At 34.2% G+C, this 22,470-nt stretch carries 24 protein-coding genes; 5 read left to right on the plus strand and 19 right to left on the minus strand.

Translation table 11 applies throughout. The features are described 5' to 3' along the window. Positions 1–21 precede the first annotated feature (21 nt). From abc-f to MKY04_RS20410, 4 genes are all read right to left on the minus strand, one after another. The gene (gene abc-f, locus MKY04_RS20395) at positions 22–1,659 is read right to left on the minus strand and encodes a ribosomal protection-like ABC-F family protein (RefSeq protein WP_346235061.1); all 1,638 of its coding nucleotides are present in this window, start codon (positions 1,657–1,659) and stop codon (positions 22–24) included. A 374-nt stretch (positions 1,660–2,033) separates the two neighbouring features. Next, the gene (locus MKY04_RS20400) at positions 2,034–2,555 is read right to left on the minus strand and encodes a YfiT family bacillithiol transferase (protein WP_126294534.1); all 522 of its coding nucleotides are present in this window, start codon (positions 2,553–2,555) and stop codon (positions 2,034–2,036) included. 247 nt (positions 2,556–2,802) lie between these two features. Further along, the gene (locus MKY04_RS20405; RefSeq protein ID WP_346235062.1) at positions 2,803–4,065 is read right to left on the minus strand and encodes a cytochrome P450; all 1,263 of its coding nucleotides are present in this window, start codon (positions 4,063–4,065) and stop codon (positions 2,803–2,805) included. A gap of 136 nt (positions 4,066–4,201) precedes the next feature. Next, positions 4,202–4,759, minus strand: a complete 558-nt coding sequence (locus MKY04_RS20410) for a hypothetical protein (protein ID WP_126294536.1) — start codon at positions 4,757–4,759, stop codon at positions 4,202–4,204. Positions 4,760–5,043: 284 nt separating this feature from the next. On the opposite strand from MKY04_RS20410, the gene MKY04_RS20415 reads away from it, so the two are divergent. Further along, entirely contained in the window at positions 5,044–5,406 is a 363-nt protein-coding gene (locus tag MKY04_RS20415; RefSeq protein WP_126294537.1) for a hypothetical protein, read from the plus strand. A 47-nt stretch (positions 5,407–5,453) separates the two neighbouring features. Here the strand turns inward: MKY04_RS20415 and MKY04_RS20420 are convergent, their stop codons facing one another. The 5 genes from MKY04_RS20420 to MKY04_RS20440 form a co-directional block, all read right to left on the minus strand. After that, entirely contained in the window at positions 5,454–5,591 is a 138-nt protein-coding gene (locus MKY04_RS20420; RefSeq protein ID WP_346235063.1) for a hypothetical protein, read from the minus strand. Between the two features lie 96 nt (positions 5,592–5,687). Further along, positions 5,688–7,271 carry a BCCT family transporter gene (locus MKY04_RS20425; protein ID WP_346235064.1) on the minus strand — a complete coding sequence of 528 codons (1,584 nt, stop codon included), beginning with the start codon at positions 7,269–7,271 and terminating at the stop codon, positions 5,688–5,690. A gap of 133 nt (positions 7,272–7,404) precedes the next feature. Next, complete coding sequence (locus tag MKY04_RS20430; protein ID WP_126294539.1) at positions 7,405–8,613, minus strand: MFS transporter; 1,209 nt, start codon at positions 8,611–8,613, stop codon at positions 7,405–7,407. Positions 8,614–8,764: 151 nt separating this feature from the next. Further along, on the minus strand, positions 8,765–8,899 hold the full coding sequence (locus MKY04_RS20435; RefSeq protein WP_185807730.1) for a YpzG family protein: 135 nt from the start codon (positions 8,897–8,899) through the stop codon (positions 8,765–8,767). Positions 8,900–9,008: 109 nt separating this feature from the next. Further along, a complete protein-coding gene (locus tag MKY04_RS20440) occupies positions 9,009–9,743 on the minus strand; it encodes a sulfite exporter TauE/SafE family protein (RefSeq protein WP_126294541.1) in 735 nt (244 codons plus the stop codon). A gap of 146 nt (positions 9,744–9,889) precedes the next feature. Here MKY04_RS20440 and MKY04_RS20445 point away from each other — a divergent pair, with 146 nt between their 5' ends. After that, complete coding sequence (locus MKY04_RS20445; RefSeq protein WP_126294542.1) at positions 9,890–10,192, plus strand: YunC family protein; 303 nt, start codon at positions 9,890–9,892, stop codon at positions 10,190–10,192. A gap of 53 nt (positions 10,193–10,245) precedes the next feature. Here the strand turns inward: MKY04_RS20445 and MKY04_RS20450 are convergent, their stop codons facing one another. After that, positions 10,246–10,746 carry a pyridoxamine 5'-phosphate oxidase family protein gene (locus tag MKY04_RS20450; protein WP_126294543.1) on the minus strand — a complete coding sequence of 167 codons (501 nt, stop codon included), beginning with the start codon at positions 10,744–10,746 and terminating at the stop codon, positions 10,246–10,248. 183 nt (positions 10,747–10,929) lie between these two features. Between MKY04_RS20450 and MKY04_RS20455 the strand changes: the two genes are divergently transcribed. Next, complete coding sequence (locus MKY04_RS20455) at positions 10,930–11,157, plus strand: phosphate-starvation-inducible protein PsiE (RefSeq protein WP_126294544.1); 228 nt, start codon at positions 10,930–10,932, stop codon at positions 11,155–11,157. A 166-nt stretch (positions 11,158–11,323) separates the two neighbouring features. On the opposite strand, the gene MKY04_RS20460 is transcribed toward MKY04_RS20455, so the two are convergent. Beyond that, positions 11,324–12,682, minus strand: a complete 1,359-nt coding sequence (locus MKY04_RS20460; protein WP_346235861.1) for an IS1182 family transposase — start codon at positions 12,680–12,682, stop codon at positions 11,324–11,326. 340 nt (positions 12,683–13,022) lie between these two features. On the opposite strand from MKY04_RS20460, the gene MKY04_RS20465 reads away from it, so the two are divergent. Next, positions 13,023–13,289: a YqhV family protein gene (locus MKY04_RS20465; RefSeq protein ID WP_126294545.1), complete on the plus strand. Its 267-nt coding sequence runs from the start codon at positions 13,023–13,025 to the stop codon at positions 13,287–13,289. An 18-nt stretch (positions 13,290–13,307) separates the two neighbouring features. Here MKY04_RS20465 and corA read toward each other — a convergent pair whose 3' ends face one another. Genes corA through MKY04_RS20480 form a run of 3 tightly spaced genes read right to left on the minus strand, consistent with a single transcriptional unit; the run spans position 13,308 to position 16,463 of the window. Next, positions 13,308–14,267: a magnesium/cobalt transporter CorA gene (corA, locus tag MKY04_RS20470; RefSeq protein ID WP_126294546.1), complete on the minus strand. Its 960-nt coding sequence runs from the start codon at positions 14,265–14,267 to the stop codon at positions 13,308–13,310. Positions 14,268–14,297: 30 nt separating this feature from the next. After that, positions 14,298–15,089 carry an alpha/beta fold hydrolase gene (locus MKY04_RS20475; RefSeq protein WP_126294547.1) on the minus strand — a complete coding sequence of 264 codons (792 nt, stop codon included), beginning with the start codon at positions 15,087–15,089 and terminating at the stop codon, positions 14,298–14,300. A 36-nt stretch (positions 15,090–15,125) separates the two neighbouring features. Beyond that, entirely contained in the window at positions 15,126–16,463 is a 1,338-nt protein-coding gene (locus MKY04_RS20480) for a hydroxysqualene dehydroxylase (RefSeq protein WP_126294566.1), read from the minus strand. A gap of 193 nt (positions 16,464–16,656) precedes the next feature. On the opposite strand from MKY04_RS20480, the gene MKY04_RS20485 reads away from it, so the two are divergent. Next, positions 16,657–17,511, plus strand: a complete 855-nt coding sequence (locus tag MKY04_RS20485; protein WP_126294548.1) for a manganese catalase family protein — start codon at positions 16,657–16,659, stop codon at positions 17,509–17,511. Between the two features lie 52 nt (positions 17,512–17,563). Here the strand turns inward: MKY04_RS20485 and MKY04_RS20490 are convergent, their stop codons facing one another. The 5 genes from MKY04_RS20490 to MKY04_RS20510 form a co-directional block, all read right to left on the minus strand. After that, positions 17,564–18,253: an ABC transporter permease gene (locus MKY04_RS20490; protein ID WP_126294549.1), complete on the minus strand. Its 690-nt coding sequence runs from the start codon at positions 18,251–18,253 to the stop codon at positions 17,564–17,566. Then, positions 18,253–19,170, minus strand: coding sequence for an osmoprotectant ABC transporter substrate-binding protein (locus tag MKY04_RS20495; protein WP_126294550.1), 918 nt, complete (start codon positions 19,168–19,170; stop codon positions 18,253–18,255). Before MKY04_RS20495 ends, MKY04_RS20490 begins: the two co-directional genes overlap by 1 nt. Then, positions 19,167–19,814 carry an ABC transporter permease gene (locus tag MKY04_RS20500; RefSeq protein ID WP_126294551.1) on the minus strand — a complete coding sequence of 216 codons (648 nt, stop codon included), beginning with the start codon at positions 19,812–19,814 and terminating at the stop codon, positions 19,167–19,169. Before MKY04_RS20500 ends, MKY04_RS20495 begins: the two co-directional genes overlap by 4 nt. Next, positions 19,811–20,968 carry a betaine/proline/choline family ABC transporter ATP-binding protein gene (locus tag MKY04_RS20505; RefSeq protein ID WP_126294552.1) on the minus strand — a complete coding sequence of 386 codons (1,158 nt, stop codon included), beginning with the start codon at positions 20,966–20,968 and terminating at the stop codon, positions 19,811–19,813. Before MKY04_RS20505 ends, MKY04_RS20500 begins: the two co-directional genes overlap by 4 nt. Positions 20,969–21,316: 348 nt before the next feature. Continuing rightward, positions 21,317–22,294: an aromatic ring-hydroxylating oxygenase subunit alpha gene (locus MKY04_RS20510; RefSeq protein ID WP_126294567.1), complete on the minus strand. Its 978-nt coding sequence runs from the start codon at positions 22,292–22,294 to the stop codon at positions 21,317–21,319. Positions 22,295–22,470 lie beyond the last annotated feature (176 nt).

The following is a 22,470-nucleotide window of genomic DNA, read 5'->3' on the forward strand; positions in this document are numbered from 1 at the left end:
TTACTAGATATTAAAATTTAGCTACTTTTCTTTATACATATTTATTTGTTTTGTTAATTCATTGAATCTTTGATCGAGTTCCTGATATTGTTTATCTTTTGAAGTCATGAAACTAAGTTTTCCTAAAATTTCTTGTCTTTCAGTTTCCAGCCTCAATAGGACTTCTTCTTTTGTGTCCTTTTTTTCTGTGACTTCATTTAATTTTTTGTAAATATGGCCATTCTTAATTTCAAGTTTACCAGTAGTAGTTTTGTTAATAAAATATCTGTCGTGAGAGACAATTATCAATGTACCATTATAATTGAACAAGGTTTCTTCCAATTGCTCGCGTGTAGGTAAATCTAAATGATTCGTTGGCTCATCTAAAATGAGCACATCCTTTTCTTCCAATATATAGATCATTAATTTAAATTTAATACGTTCCCCCATACTCATATATTGAATTTGCTCTTTCCATGCAGCTTTACAAAATCCTAAGTGCTTCATGAAATTTTGAACCTTGCCTCTTTCTTCAAAAGTGTCACGGTGGAATAACTCTTCAGGTGTTTTCGTAAGGGGTAAATCAAATACATCTTGCGTTAAATATCCGATACTTGCAGAAGGTGAAATCCAAACATCCCCTTCTGCCTTCGTTTGACCCATAATAATTTTTAATAGTGTAGTCTTGCCGCTGCCATTTGGACCTACTAATGCAATCTTTTCCCCATGCTGAATTGTGAAATTTACATTTTTAAATAAAGTTTTATTTCCAAAAGTCTTCTTTAAATTTTTTACTTCTAAAAATCGTTTGCCATGTTTTTCTTTTGCTTTCAATGTAAAGTTCACTTCATATTCAGGTTCAACCTGCACTACTTTTGCTTTTTCTAGTTCTTTTTCAAGCCTTTTCCTTTTGGATTTAACTTGTGTATCCATACGTTTTGCTTTAACACGGTAAAATTCTTTAAAACCTTCCTGCTTTGTTGATTGTGCATGGGCTTTTTGAGACCAAGAAGTTAATTCCTTTAATTGGCCTTCAATTCGTTGCACCATCTGCTGCTGCTTTTCATACTGCCGTTGTTGGGAGAGTCTTTTGTGCTCCCGCATCTTCATGTAGCTTGAATAATTTCCTTTGTGCTCGATTAGTCTTTTATTTTCAATTGACCATATTTTCGTTGTAACTTCATCTAAAAAATAACGATCATGAGAAACAAGTATAATTGTCCCTTTATAATGTTTGATTTGTTCTACGAGTAATTGTACACTTTGTTCATCTAAATGATTCGTTGGCTCATCTAACAATAAAATTTGGGCATTCTCTGAAAACCCTTTAGCAAGTCTTGCTTTCAGCTTTTCTCCACCACTTAATTCCTTAAATTCATTGGCAGGAACATGCCACTGTGATAATAATAAAGCCTCCTCAGCTGTAACTCCTGCTGATTTATAAGCTTCGATTTCTTGTTCAACGCTCTCAACCGAAATATTTTGTTGAAGCCAACGTAAGCTTCCGCTAGTTGCTTGTATAGTTCCAGAAATAATTTGAAGCAGCGTGGATTTCCCAGCACCATTTTTACCGATAATGCCTATAACATCTTCTTGATGAACTGTTGCATGTATCTGTTCAAAAATAACGGACTCCATTATTTCATAATGTATATTTTGCAATTTTAATATTTCCCGCATATATATCTTCCCTTCTTTTAGTTAGTAGGGAGGATTCAAAAACATATCTTGCACTAAAATAGTGCAGGTGTGTCTTTCCTTATGTGGATTACTGTAAAATAAAAACTTATACTTTCTAATCCACTAAAAAAATCCTCCCAAATTACATTGGAAGGATTAGTCGCTTTTAAGCAATACAAATAAGCTATTACCGTTAAAAATAGCTTTCTTATACTTATAGAAAATGGGCAGACTAATCCTATTTTTGTTTCGAAATCTTTTTAGATTACATCAAAAATAAGATTATTTGCGCATTGGCCACCCATCTTCCCTTCTGTTCATAGTTTTTTCATTATATCACAAGATTTAATTTAACTTAAATCAAAATCCTAAAGTTAATGATTTCTTTTTTCTAATGCATTTTTTATATGTGCTAAATGATGATTTACATGCCACACACAAAATCCCATTGTCTTCTCAACTGTTTGAATGCCAGTATCAGGGTGAATAAATGTCTTTTTTAATTGTTCTTCACTTAAGTTTGCTAATAAATAGCTTAAACGAGCGTGTAAACCTTGAATAATACTTAAAGATGAAGCAAGTTCTATATTTAAATCTGCTAACGCTGCCCAGCCATTTTCTTCAAACGGTTTAATTGTTGGATTCTCTTCTGTTAAAGCTAATTTAATTCGAGTATAAACATTTATTTGGGCATCAGCAATGTGATGAACGAGCTGTCGGATAGACCATGCACCTTCACGATATGTCAGATGTTGATCTTCCTCATTTATCGACTCTACTATTTCTTTTAATCTCGTTGGAAATGTGGAGATATCTTCAATCCAATTATCTCGAATTTCTTGTGTAATGCTTTCAGGAGCCTCATATTGTCCTATTGGGTATCGTTCATTAATCATTTTTGACTTCTCTCACTTTCCTTAAGTTTTATAGCCTCTACTACTCTATGTTCGAGAGGAAAGCTGAAATTCCTTCTTGAAGGGAATTTTAAACATTAACGTAGTGTAGTAATAATTTTATATGCAAGCGCGATAAACCAGTAAATACAAAATATCCCGTAAACTGTTCTGATTGACCTTTTATCATATACGTAACTAAAAAAGCAGAGGGCCGCTCAGTAAACTGGACGGCCCCTTGTTTTTTCTATTATTGGATATTTTCTTTCTTTCGCTTCACATTTTTTAATATGATTTTACTCTGGGGGATGCTTGGTATATCTTCCATGCTGAAGCTTAAATCTTGCTCTGGTACATCATAATCCATTTTATTTACTAGGTAATCAATGCTTATTTTCATTATATCAATTGTAATCTGTTCACCAGCACAGCGATGTCCTAAATAGTAGTCTCCACCACCCTGTGGTATGAAACTAAAAGGACTTCCTTGCCATTGTGCAAAACGTTCTGGATAAAACATATTCGGATGTTCCCACAGTTTCGGGTCATGATTAGTCCCGTAAAGGTCTAAAAGAGTTAATGTTCCTTCGGTAAATTGATATCCATTCCATGTGAAGTCCTGCTTCACCCGTGCCGCAACAAACGGGAAGAATGGATAAAACCTTCTTACTTCTTGTACAAACATTTTTTGATAATCGTTATACGTTTTTAATTTTTCCTTTTGTTCCGGATACTGATACAATGCCAGCACTGTAAAGTTTATATAAATTGCAATTGCAACAATTGGCCTTAACAAATTTAGTATTTCCACCGATGTTGTTTCGATATCTAATAAATGGCCATCTTTATCTTGATAAAATGAAAACTGATGCAAGGGTGTATTTTGAGGAAATTGTACTTTTTTCTCCCGGGCAGCTTGAATTAGTTCCTGTATTGTCTTCTCCGCTTGATTTCGAAAACCTCTACCTAACCAATGAGCAGGTCCAATTGCTGCCGGAGTTTCAAACATCGCTCCTAAATCTCTTGTCATTCTTTTCACATCATCTTCATGCAATGGCGAGCCAACCCATTTAAAAGCCGCTTTACATAATAATTCCTTCATTTCTTCATAAAGAACAATTTGATCCATTTGACTCCACTTATCAAGTGATTGCTCCCATTGAAGCTTTGTAATATCCAATAGTCTATTTATCTCATCCTTTGTCATTATTGACATAAGCATATCTTTTCGTTGTCTATGTTCTTCACCATCTAATGTTTGAACACTATTTTTTCCGAATAACGTTTGCACAATACGGTTGGGTGCAGCACCATTCCTTTGAAATTTTTTTGGATCATAGAAGATTTGAGCTGCCTCTTCTCCAATCATACAGATTGCTTTTTTACCTAAAATTCTTGTTTCAAAAATATCGGATTGTAAGCTTTGTCGCCTATTTAATATAAAATTGTATCCTTCCTTTAATAGTCCTAAACTATGATCAATTCCTTCTTCACGCGGCATCTGATTTTCCAAATCTGTCACCTCTTTTATTATTCTTTTTTTATTCTTTCTAAATGATTTTTACTTTATGCTATTTTTCATTAAATACATGCATAATAAAACACCCTTAAAATAATAAATTTAAGGGTGTATATGCCTCTATAAAATTTTAGGAAACAATTGGATACATTGTCGGAGCATCACTTTCAAGTAAATCCGCTAATTGACCTTCAAACTCTAATTCAATCGTTTTAATACTCTGTAAGTCATGTGGAGAAACAAGAGACAAAGGCTTTTGAAATTCAATGATTTTTCCTTCATTTAAAACTCTTGCAACAAATTCGGAACAAAAATATGCACGCTTTCTTTGATAAGGTTTGTTTAAAATAAAAGTAATTAATCCTAAAAGATTATACCTGTAAAGATGTTTTTCATTGTCAATCTTATTAATAAAATATTTCATACTGGAAATTTGCTCATCTGTTACTTCAAAACTATAAATAGCACATCTGGCATTTTTAAATAATCCCTTTCTAACATCTTCATTAACAAATCCACCAATAAACGGGTTACGAGGCTTTTTGCGGCCGAAGCTATAAACTTCCGTAAACTTATTATCAAAAGCTATAGAAGCATGATTATATGGTTTTTTTGTATATAGCTTTATCATCCGTGTAAATATTGTTCCTGTGTCAGTTAACAATAAGTAGACTTTTTTCCTGCCCATAAACTTTCCCCTTTATTTATTCTTGCTTTTATAATAGGGGTTTTCTTTTAGTTAGGTAACCGACTTTAGAAATAAATTGGTATAAGACTAGAGACGTATTTGCACAAAAATCATACTTAAAAGTATAAAAATGGAAAACAAAATAATAAACCAAGAGATATACTAAAGTAAATTCGTAGTTTTTTATCAAATTTATGTAATAACGATTATACAAACAGAACTTTTTTCATGGTATAATCCTTTAGAAAATGTTACTTTTATTCTATTTCAGGAAGGTGATATATATGAAAATAGACCGCGATGTTTTATTGTTAGAAAGGGCCATAAGTAAAAGCGACTATCCTCAAGCACGTAAAATTATCGAATTAAACTTTGATAAATTTAAAAATACATATATCCGTACAAAATTAAGTATCGAAGCTTTAACTTTAGTAAATTGTGTTGTCGATTTTAATGATGACAATAATGAGCTTTATTCAAGAGAAACACAGTTAATTATTCAACATATTAATTCTTTAGCACGTGATTTCAGATTCGCGGAAATTAAGCGATTTTCATTTCTACAAAAGGAATTGCTTTCAAATCCTAAAATATATAATGCATTAAATGCTGATGCTAAGGCTCTAATTGCACCTCCTAAAAATTAACTTGCAGAGTCATAAAAAAACCCGGAAAAATTTCCGGGCTGATTTCACTAATTCTCATGATTAAAACTGTCAGGCTTAGGCTTAATCTCAATATTCGATTGTAACGAAAATTTAGAGATAGATGCTTTTCCAAACAAGTTTTGAGGCGGATTTTCAGACTCTGAATTGTCTTCTGCGTTAATCATCGCAAATCCCTCCTAATGGATCATTTCGAATTGTTAAGTGAAATCATTTATAGTATTGCTTCAATAATAGCATTTATACTCGGCATAGAATCCATTTTATTTTTTGGTGTTTTTTTGCTGATTTTCACGTTCTATATGTTCGCGCATTTTTTTTAGGCGCTTAATTTCATTTTTCTTTATTGGAATCACTTCTTTGATTAACATTCTCCATAATGTTACTCCCAGCATCAATAATATTACCGTAAATGGCAGTGCTGCAATTAATGAGGCAGTCTGTAGAGCATCTAATCCACCAGCATATAATAAAACTGCTGAAATAGCTGCCATTAATACTCCCCAAGTTAATTTTGTAATAACCGCGGGATTCATAGAGCCTTTAGATGTCATGCTTGCCATTATAAACGTAGCTGAGTCCGCAGATGTAATTAAAAAAGTAAAGATTAATATTATACCGATTATAGAAGCAATTAATGATAAGGGTAAGTTGTTTAACGTTTCAAATAACGCTACTGTAATATCTTCATTAACTAAAGTTGCAATATTTGTTCCTTTGTGTAAATCAAACCATAGTGCAGTTCCACCAAAGGTTGCAATCCAAAAGCAAGATATCACCGGAGGGATAATAAGCACACCTACAATAAATTCACGGATTGTTCTTCCCCTTGAAACTCTGGCAATAAATGTACCAACAAATGGTGACCAGGAGATTGCCCAAGCCCAGTAAAAGATCGTCCAATGCTTCACCCATTCTCCTTCTTGATACGGCTGCAAACGTAAACTATATTCCACAAAATGAGTAATATAATCACCAATAGCCAACGTAAATGTTTCTAAAATAAATACAGTCGGTCCCATTATAAAAACAAAGCCAAGCAACAAAATTGCTAATCCCATGTTTAGGTTACTTAAATACTTAATTCCTTTTTGTATACCTGTAGTAGAAGACAACATGTAGCCAATAAACATAACACCAATTATCACAAGCTGTAATGCAAAATTTACCGGCCAATCGAAGACCGCATTTAATCCACCGTTTGTTTGCAATACTCCTAAACCAACAGATGTAGCAACACCCATTACCGTTGCAATAACAGCTAAAATATCAATTAAATTTTTCAAACTCTTTTTTGTCCCTATAAGAGGTTCCAATGATGTTGAAATTAATAAGTCTTTCTTTTTATTAAATTGAATATAGCACATCACAAGTCCCATTAATGCATATACAGACCATTGACTAATTCCCCAGTGGAAGAACGAATACCCCATTGCCAACCTTGCCGCTTCTGTTGTAAGAGGTTCTGTATCAGCAGACGGGGTAGTATAAAAATGGCTCATTGGCTCAGCAACACCCCAAAATACTAATCCTACACCCAACCCGGCGGAGAACAGCATTGAGATCCATGTCAAAAATGAAAATTCAGGTTTTGCCTCGTTTCCACCAAGGCGAATAGAGCCATATTTACTTACTGCTAAAAATATTAGAAATATAACAATAGCGAAGACTGAAAGCAAATAAAACCAAGAAAAGTTTTGAGTAGTCATATTAAAAATTTTATTTGCTACATCACCAAACTGTTTCGGAAATAAAGCTCCTATTACAACTAAAATCGTAATAATTATTGCGGCTATAGTAAATACTGGATTCTTTAAAATATCTTTCACAAAAATACAACTCCTCATAAGGACTTAACTTTATAATTCTCCATTTCAATCTGAACTAATCATTATAATTTTTTATCTAGGGGATAAAATAAAAAAGCCCAGAAAAATTTTCTGGGCTTGAGATTTTTCATTTAATTATTAATTTCCTTTTCTAAGTTGCTTCACTTTTTGTATTGCGGTTTTTTTGAATACGACCCAAGCAAAACATACAGATTGGTGCGGTTATTGTTACTATTCCTATTACTGAAAACGCCATTCCCCAATTAAACCACTCCAAAACTATCCCAAAAATAAGCGGTGAAAAAATCGTTGTTGAAAAACCTAATACTGATTGTACACCTAATGCTAGACCAATCACTTCAGGATCAGATACTTCAGAAATTGCTACATTATAAATAGGTGAGTCTGCTACAATTGTAAATCCATAAATAACTACAAGGAAAAGCATGACTAATAACGGAATTTCTAAGAGCCAACCTATACATAATGAACATGTAATACTAATTATTAAAAAAACATTTACCATTTTTATTCTTCCAAATGAATCAGATAATTTACCTCCGATATATGTAGCTACTCCACCAATCATAATAACAATCGCACCTAATAAATTACCAAATTGTATAGACTGCGATTGAGAATAACCATGTATAGAAAAGTAATAAACTAAAAATGGACCAATCCATGCCCACATAGAGTAAAGCTCCCAAGTATGCCCTGCATAGCCTCCATTTATAAGGAGGTTTTCTTTGCGAAATACTCGTTTGAAAATATCTTTTTTTAATGTTATCGACGTATTATTTTTTATAGACGGAATCTTTAAAAGATACATTAATACAGCTGCAGCTAAACTGAAGCTCGAAGTAACAAATATCACGCCCTCCCAGCCGATAATATCAATGAGTAGACCTGAAATAAACAGCGAAAAACCCGAACCAACTACTAAAGACCCTACATAGACGCCTAATGCTGAGCCTCTCTCATTAGGTTCAAATAGATTTGTTAGCATTCTCATCCCCGGTACATAGACTCCTGCGATTCCTATTCCAGAGATCATGCGTAATAGTAAAATTGACCAAAAACTTTGCGCAAACATAGCAAAAATTAGACCAGAAATTCCAGCAGCTAATGCACCATATACAAAAAAATATTTGGGATTATATTTATCAATCAAAATACTATATAAAATTATCGCCGCCACATAACCAATATGAAAAAAAGTTATAATAACTCCGGATTGTGTAGAGGTTAAATCCCATTCTTTCTCTATAACTGGCATTACAGCCGAAAAGTTAAACCATACTTGCATTGCTAAAAATTGAGCGATGGACATTATCCATAATATTCTTTTATTACTCAAAGCAAAGTCCCCCTCTTTACTTTGTAATATTATATGTTTCAAAAAGTTTTATATTATATTTCATATAGATTAGCAGAACATGGAAGAATATAAAATAAAAAAACCCGGAATAAATTCCGGGCCATGATTCACTTAAATCTTACATGATGTTCTAAAACTGTCTAGCTTTCGCTTCTGATCTCAATATTTGGTTGTGGAGTGAAATCTCCGTTTGACCATTCATTTGAGACTTCTGAATCTTCGGCTTTTCCCAGTTTTGGTATGTCTTCTTTGAACCAGGATTCATAAAACCCTTTCTGTCCACTCGTCACACCCCTATTCATCATGTTAGATTTCTTATGTGAAATCTTTATTAGTATGAATGAAATTGGTCATTTTATGCGCTTTATTTAAAATCATATTCCCCAATAGGTGATAGCATCAAAAAAGCCAATTATAAGAAGAATCGCCCCGGTCAATTTTTGAATTAGGTTTCCGATAATTTTGCTCTTCTTCATTATCAAACGTTTTGCATTAAATACTTCAATTAAAGCAAAAATAATAAGCAGTGGCATTGATGTTGCAACTCCAAAAACAGCAGGCAAGAAAAAACCATATGAACTCGAAATAACTGTCGGCATTAGCCATACAAAGAACAACACAAACATTGTTGGGCAAAAAGCCAGCGAAAAAGTAGCTCCTAATAAAAAAGAGCCAATTTTCCCTTCTTTCATAATTACTGGTATATGTATTGTTAGACGGTTTATAAATTTAAGTTTTAACATCCCAATAAGCACTAATCCAGTAATTATTAATAATGGTCCGATTAATTTACGGAAAATAGGAAAGTATTTTGTCATTTCTGATTCAAAGGATTGACCAAAGATCCAAGCGAACCAACCGATTAAACTAAAAATAACAACCTTCCCAAAAATGAAAGAAGTTATCTCAATCCATATTGTTTCCTTTTGTATTGTCCGGTTGCCATAAAAAGATATCGCACTAATATTTCCTGTTATTTGGCAAGGAGCAAATGCACTAATACAACCTAACAAGATTGCGATTATTATTGGAGAATGATTATAAGAGTTTAAAAAAACAGTGATGGGATAACTAATAATTTGGCTTAATTCAGATAAAACACTATACATATGCTTACACCCTCTTTATAAAAGAATACTATGGTCCAATCATATTGTAAAAATGGTTTTATTTTTAGTTAAATCGTATTTAGATAGAAATACTACGAACACTTTTTTCCCATCCCCATATTTTATAGAGTGAGGGGGCGATCAATATGGTTTCAATAGAACCAATCGAATTACATGGTCATATGTTTACCGCTGTCACTGTACGTTTACCTAAAACAACATTGTTAACAGTATCAAATGAGAATGGCTATATTATGTGTGGCGCATTAGACGTTGGTCTGTTAAACAGTAAATTGGCAGATCGTAAAATTATTGCAGGCAGAGCGGTTGGGGTAAGAACAATTGATGAATTATTAAAAGCTCCGCTTGAATCTGTTACGTACGAAGCAGAAAAACTCGGCATTATAAAAGGTACAATCGGCGAAGAGGCATTATTAAAAATGATTTAATGTGAAAAACCAGAGATGCACTGCTCTCTGGTTTTTTATGTTAATCGATAATTTTAGTGACCAATAGCATCACTATATTTACCTGTTATCTTTTCAATTTCTACTTCAAATAATTCTGTTTTAGGTAAAGCTGGATAGCCATCTTTTTCGAAAGTCCAATTTGGGTCTCCATACTTTCTCCATAAACAATCATAAAACCATTCTTTTCGCGGGATTTCCTCATTATGTTTAACCGTTCCGAATAATACTACACTTGTGTACCCCAATGCGGACTGACAAGCGTATTTTCTCCCAGGAACGATATCGCCCATTTCACACACTTCAATACTCACCCTTGGATTATTTTTAATATTTGACCAAAAATGACTTTCACGTAAATTTCCTATATGAAGATAAAGTTTTGTTCCCCCCTCATATACAAATACAAAAGGAATTACGTATGGATAGCCGTCCTCTCCCACTGTAGCAACATGAGCAACTTGTGCATGTTTTAAAAAATGATATGCGTTTTCTTCAGATATTTCTCGTTTTTTGTTATTAATTGTTCCTCTCATTATTTTCTCTCTCCCTTCTATTAAATATATATTCTAAATACTACTTTTAAATCCCTTTAAATTTAATAGATTTTTTCAGAAAAACGATGAGAAAAACTATATTAATATCATTTTATCGCCGTTATTTATTAAACTTAAATATTATGCTAAAATGGTTTTTAGTAAATACTAGGGGGTAAAACAATGGGCAGTAAATCATTAAAATTAGATGCAAAAATTACACCAGAACGCGTTGATGAAGCTTTAACAATCCGCGACCGATTAATTATCGAATTATTAGTTGGTGTACTAGATGAGCAATTAGTTATTGAACGTCCAATTTTACGTGAACGTTTAGCAAACCTTGTTGAACTAGCTGACTACGATGCAGAGTTGAAAGAAACTTTACACGGTGTAATTAATAAACTTTAATTTTATTATCAAAAGGAGGTGCTCCTAGTCTTGGAGCACCTCCTTTCAGGTTGTTGACAAAAGACCTTCAGAATGGGCTTATTCTGAAGGTCTTTTGTAATTTTAATAGATTATTGGGTATTTAACCGACTTATTTGGGGTAAAAACACTCTTCGAGTATTATATTTTAGGCCATTTCTGAAGCTTGCCACGTCCAATTAGCAAGCTTTTTTAAATTCATGGCAGCAAAAGTAAGCATCGCCTGCATAGACAATTTTTTAATTCCACGTAGGGTTGTCCATCGCATACCATGCTTTTCTTTTGCATCTGCAAAGACACGTTCAATCGTTTCTTTACGTCTAGCATATATTTGTTTGATATCACTTTGATGACGAAGATGATCCGCTTCCTCTACATGATGTGCCCAAATATGACGTTCAATGATTTTTCTGTGATCCTTACTACTTGTACATTGAGTAAGTAAAGGACAGTTTACACACTGAGTAGGGTTTGATTTATATTGGCGTTTCCCATCTTTAGTCGTTGTCGCATATTTAAGGACTTGCCCTTCCGGGCAAAGATAGCAATCATAATACTCATCATAGACATATTCATGTTTGCGTAAAAATCCATCCTTTGTTTTTGGTCGTGTATAAGGAAGTGCTGGTTGAATATCATGTTCAAATAAGAATTTAGTAATCGCAGGTGTTTTATAAGCAGCATCGGCAGCAACAGCAAGTGGCTTTTTCACTTTTTCCATTACCTTTTCAACAAGTGGTTGAAGCATATGACTATCATGAACATTACCAGGTGTCACAATTGATCCGAGTATAAATCCATAGCGGTCAGCTGCCGCATGAAATGAGTAAGCAAACTGCTTAGTTCGTTCATCTTTTACATAGTAGCCACTTTCAGGGTCTGTCGTACTTTCTTTAATTTCCTTTATCTCTTCTTTTTCAAATTTATCTGGTGGGAATGGTTTCTTCCCATGATCAATCCGATCTTGATTCAATTCTTCTTGAAGTTTAGCTTCATATGCCCGAGTCTCTTTACGTACCATCTTCTTCTCGAATTTACGTTTATTCGCACTCGCTTTAACATGCGTTGAATCGATGAAAACATGGTCAGCACTTAGTAATCCTTTATCAGCAATTTCTTTAAGTATTCGATAGAAAATCTGTTCAAAGATATCTGTGTCTTGAAAACGACGTTCATAGTTTTTACCGAAGGTTGAAAAGTGTGGTACTTCTGAATGGAAGCCAAATCCTAAAAACCATCGATACGCCATATTCGTTTCGATTTCTTTTATTGTTTGACGCATTGAACGGATTCCAAATACATATTGAACAAATGTCATTTTGATTAATACGACTGGGTCAACACTCGGGCGACCTAATTTAGAATACAGCGGTTCTACTAGTGGATAGATGAAAGAAAAATCAATGGCTGATTCAAGCTTTCTAACAAGATGGTCTTTTGGTACAAGTTCTTCAATCGTAATCATCTCAATTTGATCGCGTTCATTTATTTGATTTTTCGACATCATTTCCATTCACCTCAACGTATATTTAGAAGTAGTTGATTGTAGTGTAGGCGGCGACTCCTGCGGGAAAAGCGTGACGGCCGATACCCCGCAGGAGCGTAGCGACGAGGAGGATTGGCCCACGCCCGCGGAAAGCGTCCGCCGAAACGGAAATCAACTAACTTATTCAAAAAGGGTTATTAATTTTATTTTAAAAGAAAAAAGACTGTAGGCAAACTCGAATTTTCGAGTTTGTCTACAGTCTGAAAGGAGGTGCTCCTAGTCTTGGAGCACCTCCTTTTTTATACTAAACTTTCTTGGACAAACATACACTTTCATATAAGTAATGCTAAATGGAGGGTGAATGTTGGAAAGTGCACTAATTTATATGGTCTTATTGCGAATCTTATCTGGAAGTCTTGAAATAACAGCAGCAGGATTAATGTTTAAATTTAATGATCTTGAAAAAGCTTTAGCTATTAACTCTTTACTAGCTTTAGTAGGGCCTACTGTTTTAATTATTACGACAGGGATTGGCATCGCTGGCATAAGCGAAAAAATATCTTATTTAAAAATGGTTTGCTTATTTAGCGGGGTATTGCTTATTCTATTGAGTTTAAAAATGAAATGAATAATGTTTTTACAAAACCTATTTAAACCAGCCTTTCTTTTTAAACCAAAGAAGCATTGTGACGCCAATTAGAGCCATTAATCCGAGTGATAGAAAATATCCATACTTCCATGATAGTTCAGGAATATTTTCAAAATTCATGCCATAAATTCCTGCAATAAAAGTTAAAGGTGCAAAAATAGAAGTTATAATAGTTAACAATTTCATGACGTTATTCGTTTGTTGCGAACTTAAAGATAAATAACTATCTCTTATGTCCGCAGTGACTTCTCGATTTGTCATTACCATTTCAGAAAGCTTTAGAAGATGATCATAAATATCTGAAAAATACTCTCTTCTTTCACTAATCCTATTTAAATTTAAATGATGTGAATTTAACATTCGATAAAGTAAATCCCGCATTGGATTTATCGTATGCAAAAGGTTTAGGAGCATATTTCTCGTTTCAAACAACTCGTTCATTAGAAAATTCATTGAATGACTTTGGTTATTTTCAACCATCTTTTCTAATTCGTCCTCAATTCGATAGACAAGCGGAAAATAATTATCGACGATTTTATCCAGTATTTCATAAAAGATATAGTATGGATCCCAATTTTCTATAGATTCTTGTGATAAAAAACGAGTCCAAACTTTTGTTACTTCTATTGAAGGAACCTTATGAAATGTTACAATACAGCTTTCTCCTACAAAAAAATCTAATTCTTCTTTAATAATTTCGTTACGCTCTTCTCGAACAATATGCGTTACATAAAAAGTATAATTATTGTAGTAATCTAACTTTGGCCGCTGAAATTCTTGAACGCAATCTTCTATTGCAAGGGGATGAAAATGAAACGTATTAGATAAGTGTTTTAGTTCTTCATCTGTTGGCTCACTAAAATCTACCCAAAACCATTTATAGTTAGATAATATGGCGTTATCAATCGTTACATTTTCAAAGTTGTTATCATGTGTTATTCCTATAAAATTAATCATTTTTTAAAACCCTTCTTTTTACTCAATACGTTAAACCATAAATGGGTTTTCCCTTATGTACGATTGAATAAACCTTTGCATTACATCATGTAATTTTTGAGGTGCTTTCGTTGGAATTTGATGATGTTCATTTTCTAATAACACTAGCTCATTTTCCGGAAGTTTTTCTTGAAGAATGTAGGCATATTTATGAAATACCTTATCTTTTGCTCCATATACGAGCAATATAGGCACCGATATTTTATGGAGCTGATTCGTACAGTTATATTTTAAACTAAATTGATAATATTGTTTAATATTACGTATGTCTCCTTTTGATGATGCTTGCTGCATCCTTTTAAAACATTGTTGTGTGTTGGCGTTCCCCCTCGTAATAGCATATGTTAAAAGGGGAAATGTTTTTTTAGTTGAAAGGCCGGCTGCTGTTAGAATTCTTAACTTTAAATAATAATCGTTTACTTCAGACATTCCACTAATCACTATTCCTCCAAAAGCCCGTTCAGAATGCATTTGCAAAAATTCTAGAACAATTGATCCTCCTGTTGAATAACCACAAAGAAATGCCTTCTTTATTTTTAACTCATTTAAAAGTAAAATTATATCTTCAACAATAAGAGAATAGTCGATTACCCGGCTTGAGTATCCACTTTGCCCATGACCGCGTATATCAAATGTAATGATTTTATACTTATTCGATAAATGCTCAAATTGATACATAAAATTTATACCAGTTAGTAACGGAGGGTGAATAAAAACAATAGGAATTCCCTCTCCCCTTGTTTCATAATACAAATTACCCCCGTTGATTTTTATATGCGGCAATGTACTACACCTCTCATATTCTATACTTTTGGATAATTAGTTCTTTTTTAATATTAGGTTCGCAGCCTTCAATCCTGACACAACAGCACCTTCCATCGTTGCATAATAAGGCTGCCGCGTATAATCTCCAGCTAAGGTTAAACCTTTAATTTCCGTTTTCTGATTTGGCCTTAAATGATCAAGGTTTGGTTCCAAACTATAAAAGTCATCCGAGCGGCTGACGATCCGGTAGTCTATCAAATTTGTCTCTAAATCCAGCCCTAACTCTCTTGCTTCCTTTTGTACATGCTTTAAAATATCCTTGCTCTCCATATTTAAAAATGCTTCTGGGGGAGTTAAAATGATAGAGAGCCTTCCTTGAACATGTGTAAACGTTGAGCGGGATTGTTCCGCAAAACTTGCAAGTGAAGTTAATGGTCCAAATGTCGTACGATCATAAGGAAGTACAGGTTTTGTAAATTCCATTTGTATTGTTACAGCTGGCATAGTAGGCAACTTAAACAGATTTTCCAATGAAGGATGATCAATAAAATGTTTTTTTAATATTTCCTTCGTTCCCCCTAAATGAGTGGCTAATATTATATCCTTCGCATAAATTTTGGAGCCTTCTTCTAAAATCACTCCTATTACAGCCTCGTTTTCAAATACTAGGCTTAGTACCTTCGTACCTGTTTTAATAACACCATTCTGGAATTCAACAAATTGAGCAATCGGTCTTGCTAAAAGCTCAGTCATTCCCCCTAAGTAAGCGCCAACTCTCATTCGATAAAAACGTGGTATAGCTGGAAAGAATAAACCGAAAAATACTTTTGCAGAGTATCTTTCAGGTGGTAAAAAGAAAATACCCGCGCTTAATGGAATAACAGCATAATGTAATGCATTTTCACTAACATTATGTTTAGTTGCATAGTCTCTTATATTAAATTGATCTAATGCATCTGGATTCTTTAGATATTGCAAAAAACCACTTGTAAAAAACCTCAATAATGACAATTTGTCTTTCCATGAAAGAATATCATTATTCCCTAGAATTCCTTTAATCATGTCCAACGGTCCAAAGATAGGAGATACCCCAAACGTTATAGCATCCTTTTTCCCTTTAATACGAACATCAATATTCTCCTCCCATTGAACAATAGCATCTATATTTACCCCTACCTTTTTTAAGACTTGTGGCAACGCTTTATAATACCCGATGTGACGATGAAATCCCGATTCAACTACCATTCCATCTTCATCCCACGAAGATGTTCTTCCTCCAATTACTTTTTCCTTTTCAAGTATAAGCACCTTCTTTCCATTAGTGGTTAACTCTAAAGCCGCAGTTAAACCCGCTAATCCTGAGCCTACTATGATTACATCGTAATGTTCCATCCTGTACCATTCCCAACCTTCAAATGTTTTCATACACTACATAAAGTTTTATCATTTCTCTTCTTTTTTAAGCGACAATCGATAAAGTCATGTTTCTAGTCGATTAAAAAGTTTTAATACTCCTGTATGTGAATAAAAAAATTGTACAAACCCATACTTTCATCGAAAACATACTTAAAAGGGAGGAAAATCTATGTATTTTTATAAAGAAGATTTAATTAACATGATTGTTCCGGATAAACCAGATCCAGCAGCAGCAAAGGTACTGCAAGAAACTCTTGGTGGGCGCTTCGGGGAAATGCGAACAATGATGCAGTTTTCGTTTCAAAGTGCCAATTTTCGTGGTAATGCAAAGCAATATCGAGATCTAATCCGCGGTATTTTTTTAGAAGAACTTAGTCATGTTGAGCTAGTCCAAACAACTATTAACCAATTATTAAACGGTGCTGGAGAATCCGGAGTTGGTAATGCAGGAGTCGATCAAGCACCGTTAGATGAAGCGATTAAACACGCTAATCCTCACCACTTTATCATGGGTGCGCAAAGCTCCTTGCCTGTAGATGCAGCAGGAAATCCTTGGATGGGTAATTATGTTTACTCCCATGGGAATTTAATAGCAGATTTACTTGACAACCTCGTACTTGAATCCACTGGTGTGCTTCAAAAAACAAGAATTTATGAAATGAGTTCCAACAAAACTTTACGGGAAACATTGGCTTTTTTAATTGTTCGAGATAATGCCCATCAAAACGCATTTGCTAAAGCGCTCGAAACCCTTGGAGTAGAATGGGGAAAATTATTGCCAATTCCGAACTACGACATTACGAAATATCCTGAATGTCGAAAATATATTGATATGGGCTTTCATAATGCATTCTTTAATTTCAGGTTAGATGATCACAGAGTTGGTGAAATATTTAAAGGGGAAACACCGAGTCGAAATAACAGTGAACTGCAAATTGTCGATCCGCCCACACCGCACCCTGTTCCAGATTTACCCGAAATGCCAAATGAACATAGCCCTGGCCTTAAAGATTTAATGAACTAAAATAAGTGCTAGCCTCTATCGATGAGACTAGCACTTATTTCTTTATCCTCGATTAAATCGTTTGAATGGTTTTCTTTTGCTGTCGTTTTACTGGATCTAATCTTCTTTCAATCATTCCCAATATAATATCAGATAGGATTGCCATTAACGCCGTTGGCAATGCACCTGCTAAAATAATTGCAGTTCCATCTGTTGCGTTAGTACCACGTATAATAATATCTCCTAGACCACCGGCACCGATAAATGCACCGATAGCAGTAACACCGATGGCTACGACTAGCGCAATCCGAATTCCTGTAATAATTACCGAAAGTGATAACGGCAGTTCAACCATATATAATACTTGAGCCTTTGTCATGCCCATGCCTCGACCTGCATCGGTGACACTTTTATTAATCGTAGTAATACCAACATAAGTATTTTTAATAATTGGTAATAATGAATAGAAAAACACCGTAACAATAACCGTTGTTTTTCCCAATCCGAGAACAAGCATGAGAATTGCCATTAAGGCAAGTGCCGGGATTGTTTGAATAATATTTGCCAGTGTAATAACGACACTTGATACTTTCGCATACTTTGCAATAAGAATTCCAAGCGGGATGCCGATGACTGCTGCAAGTAATACTCCATATATTGAAATTAAAAAATGATCAATAAATTGACTAAACACGTAAAAGCCATTTTCCTGCATATAAAAGAAAAATTGCTCTACTTTAGACATCTGGGTCATATCTTGCATTACTCATCACCCCCTGAAAAGTAGTTATGTTCAATTAAAAATTGTTCTGCTACAACTGCTGGTTCTATTAAATTATTATCTGCTAAGTAGTTTAATTCTTGCATCGTTTCCGTAGAAATTTTACCAATTAATCGTTCAATTGCTTTTTTCACTTCAGGTTTTTCCTCTAATAAAGCCGTATCAGCGAATGGACTTGCATCATATGGGGGGAAGAAATTCAAATCATCCTCTAAAACTACTAAATCGTAAGAAGCAATGCGCCCATCAGTTGTATAACCAAGAACAACATCGAGCTCACCAGAATCAACTGCATCATAGACTAACCCTATTTGCATTGGGTATGTTCTTGCAAAATCAAAGCCATATGCTTCAACAAACGCTTTATAGCCATCCCCCTCACGATTCATCCATGATGTATCAACTCCTGCCTCCAGTTCACCGGCAACATTAGCTAAATCACTCACTTTTTGTAAATTATATTTTTCTGCTGTTTCTTTAGTCACCATAAAGGCATACGTATTTTCAAATCCATAGGAATCAAAGAATGTTTGGTTAAAACGTTCATCAAATGTTTTTTGAACATAGGCCAAAGCCTCTTCGGGATCTTTTATCGGCTCTGATTGCAGAGCCCCTGTTAAATCCGTCCCCGTATACCGAACTGCTGATATATTTGCATCGCCATTCAGCATCGCTTGATGTAGAACAGTACTTGAACCTAGATTATTAATAAGCTCCACTTTTTCATCCGTATAATGTTCAATCATATCTTTCATCATATAGGCTAAAATTTGCCCTTCTGTTGTAACGACCGATGCAATCTTGATAGAGTCATTTTGTCGATTCATTGTTAACGAAAAGAAGCTTATTATTAAGATTGCTGCAACTGACACAATTAGAAGCAGGAGTTTGTTTTTCATGATGTACGCCCTCCTTCAATTTTCAGTCCTTTTGGTGTTACCCATTTTTCGAGCTTCGATAATAGAAAATCTGCCAGTAGCGCAAGCAATGTTACAATAATTGCCCCACCTACAATCAACTCAGTTTGGTATAAGTTTAATCCGTTAAAAATGAAGTCTCCTAAACCACCCGCTCCAATATAGGATGCAAGAGTTGCCCATGAGATCACATATACCGCTGAAAGTCGTATACCTGACATAATTACCGGTATTGCTAGTGGCAGTTCTACAAGTAAAATAGACTGGAAACTTGTCATCCCCATCGCTATGCCCGCACCTTTTGTATTTTCATTAACCGATTGCATTCCTATAAAAGTATTGTTCAATATCGGCAGTAAAGAATAAATACACAGCGCTATTATGGCAGGTACTTTTCCAACACCCAAAAAAGGAATCATGACTGCGAGTAATGCTAGTGAAGGAACGGTTTGCAATACGCTTGTTATACTTAAAACAATTTTTGCTGTATATTTTGATTTCGATAAAAGAATGCCAACAGGAACTGCAACAACAACTCCAAGAAATAGAGCTATCATCGAAATATAAAAATGTTCCCATGTCTTTAATAAAATTTCAGAGCTGTTTTCAGTGAAAAAGGAAATCATTCACGAATCAACTCCTTCTTTTCTTCCACTTCTGTTTCTGCATCTCCCCAAATAGTGTCATAAACGATATCAACAATGTTCGCACGAGTAACTAAACCGACTAATCGGTGCTCCTCATCGACGACAGGGATATTTTTTAAGTTACGCTTTAAAATTCTGCGGACAGAATCCTGTAATTTAGAACCGGTTTTTACGTAAAAGACTTCTTTTTCATAAACTTCTGAAACACTTTTCTTTGTCTTACGTGCACCCGTAAAGCTTTCTACATCTAAATAGCCTTGTAGTCGATTGTCGCCATCTGTTACAAATAACGTGTCTACTCGCTTTTCCACCATTAAACGAATGGCCTCATCGAGACTTTTTTCAATTGTAATTGATATAGGTTTAATCATAACTTCATCAACTGTTTTAATATTGGGTTTTTGTTGAATAAGTCGGTGTGAACCGATAAATTCTTTAACAAAATCATTAGCCGGATTTGCTAAAATATTATCTGGTGTATCAAATTGAATTAGTTTTCCATCATGCATTATTGCAATGCGGTCAGCAAGTTTAATCGCTTCATCCATATCATGCGTAACGAAAATAATCGTTTTATTTAAACGTTGCTGAATATCTTTGATGAGATCTTGAAGTGTATCGCGTGTAATGGGGTCAAGTGCACCGAATGGTTCATCCATTAAGATAATATCTTGATTTGCAGCAAGTGCGCGTAAAACACCAATACGCTGCTGTTGACCACCTGAAAGTTGTGTTGGGTAGTAGTCTAAATAGGATGGGGGTAAATTTACAAGTTCAATTAAACGGCGAGCTGTTGCATCTTTCTTTTCCTGTGGCCATTTTAATAAGTGTGGGACGAGTGTAATATTATCCCTTATTGTCATATGCGGCATTAAACCAATTTGTTGAATAACGTAGCCTATACTCCTTCGTAATGTTACGGCGTTCATTTTAGTAATATCTTTTCCATTAAGTGTAAGCTTGCCACTTGTAGGCTCTACCATTCTATTAATCATCCGAAGTGCTGTTGTTTTCCCACTCCCACTAGTTCCTATAAATGCAATAAATTCTCCTTGTTCTATCGTAAGGTTTAGTTTATCTACAGCAACCTTACCTCCACGATATACTTTTGTTAAATTTTCAATCTGTAACATCAATAAAATTCCTCCTTTCACTACTATTATGTTACATGGGTTTCCCCCTTGATATAAAGAAAAAACCATTTTGCAATATATAAATGTTACAAATTTGTGAACTTTTTATATATTTTATGTGACTATTTCTACTTTTAATTAAAGCAAAAAAAGACTGTATAGAATACTGGTATAATAAACTTTAGGAGAGTTTTGGAAAAAGTTAATATTAGAAAGTCATTGTTTTATTTTCAGAATATTTGAACTTATAATGGGTTGACAGATAAAACTGCCATTTTCGCTAAAAAATCTTAACGAAACGAGAAAGCAGCACAAACTACAACTTAAGTCTGTGCTACTGAAAGTCTGTTATTCAACACCTAATTTAACACCCTGTTGTTTTAAATATTTACGATACGCAATACTTAAACGATCGAATTTTAATGATAATTCTACCTGTAAATCCAAGGGCAATTCTTCAGGTTTTTGATTTTCTACTATAGGTTTATCTTGAGCAAAAATTATATTTTGAAATTCAATTACTTCTTCATCGGTTTGTGCAATGTCATAGTTAAATGACTCAACACCGAATACAATGCAATCACGTTCTCCAACTGGAAGAACTGTCATAAACATCGAAAATCGATTGTTTGTTATTGGATCACATTTCGTAAATCGAGCAGTTAAAGGATTTAATACTTCATATGTATAAAGCACATCCTTTGCAATGCCTGTCCCATCGGAATCTGGTTGATATACGATTATTTCATCTGTAAATATCCGATTATCTACTGTATGCACTTTGTAATCATTAATAAGAGGTTTATCTTGAATACCTAGAAATCCTTCGTGGACAAATGCTAAGTGGCTAACATCTAAAAAGTTTTCTATGATGCGAGGCGGGTTTGCTTTTACATTTTGTGGACCCCAAATAACATTTCGGTGATGTAAGTCTATGTATTCAGGGTAATTGAATAATTCAGGTTCATTATTGTTTAAGTTCACCCAAATAAAACCATATGCAACTTTACAACCGTAAGGAATTGCTTTTGCCTTTGAGGTAATAGGGGCTCCTTCTGGCAATTGGGGGATTTTTACACATTGCCCATTTGAATTATATATCCAGCCATGATATGGACAAACTAAACAGCCGTCCTTTACTTGTCCAAGCGACAATGCTGCACCTCGATGAATACATAAATCTTTAAATGCATAGGTACCTTCGTCATTTTTGAAAATAACAACTCTTTCTCCTAGTATTGTGACTTGAATTGGCTCTTCTCCCAAATCGACTTCCCTGCATGCAACAATCCATTGATTTCGTAAAATTCTATCTTCAATTAACAACTCAGTCACTTCCTTCCCTATTTTTTCAATATAGTTTTCATATAATTCTTAGTTTATGTACTAACCAATCTAAAGTCAATATATTCTGAATATTCAAACCATAATTACAGATATTTTAGAACATTCTTATGAATCTGGCCTGACATCAAAATTAAAATAGATAAACTTAGAGTTGA

This window comes from Lysinibacillus telephonicus (genome assembly GCF_039654155.1).
Classification (GTDB): Bacteria; Bacillota; Bacilli; order Bacillales_A; family Planococcaceae; genus Ureibacillus; species Ureibacillus telephonicus.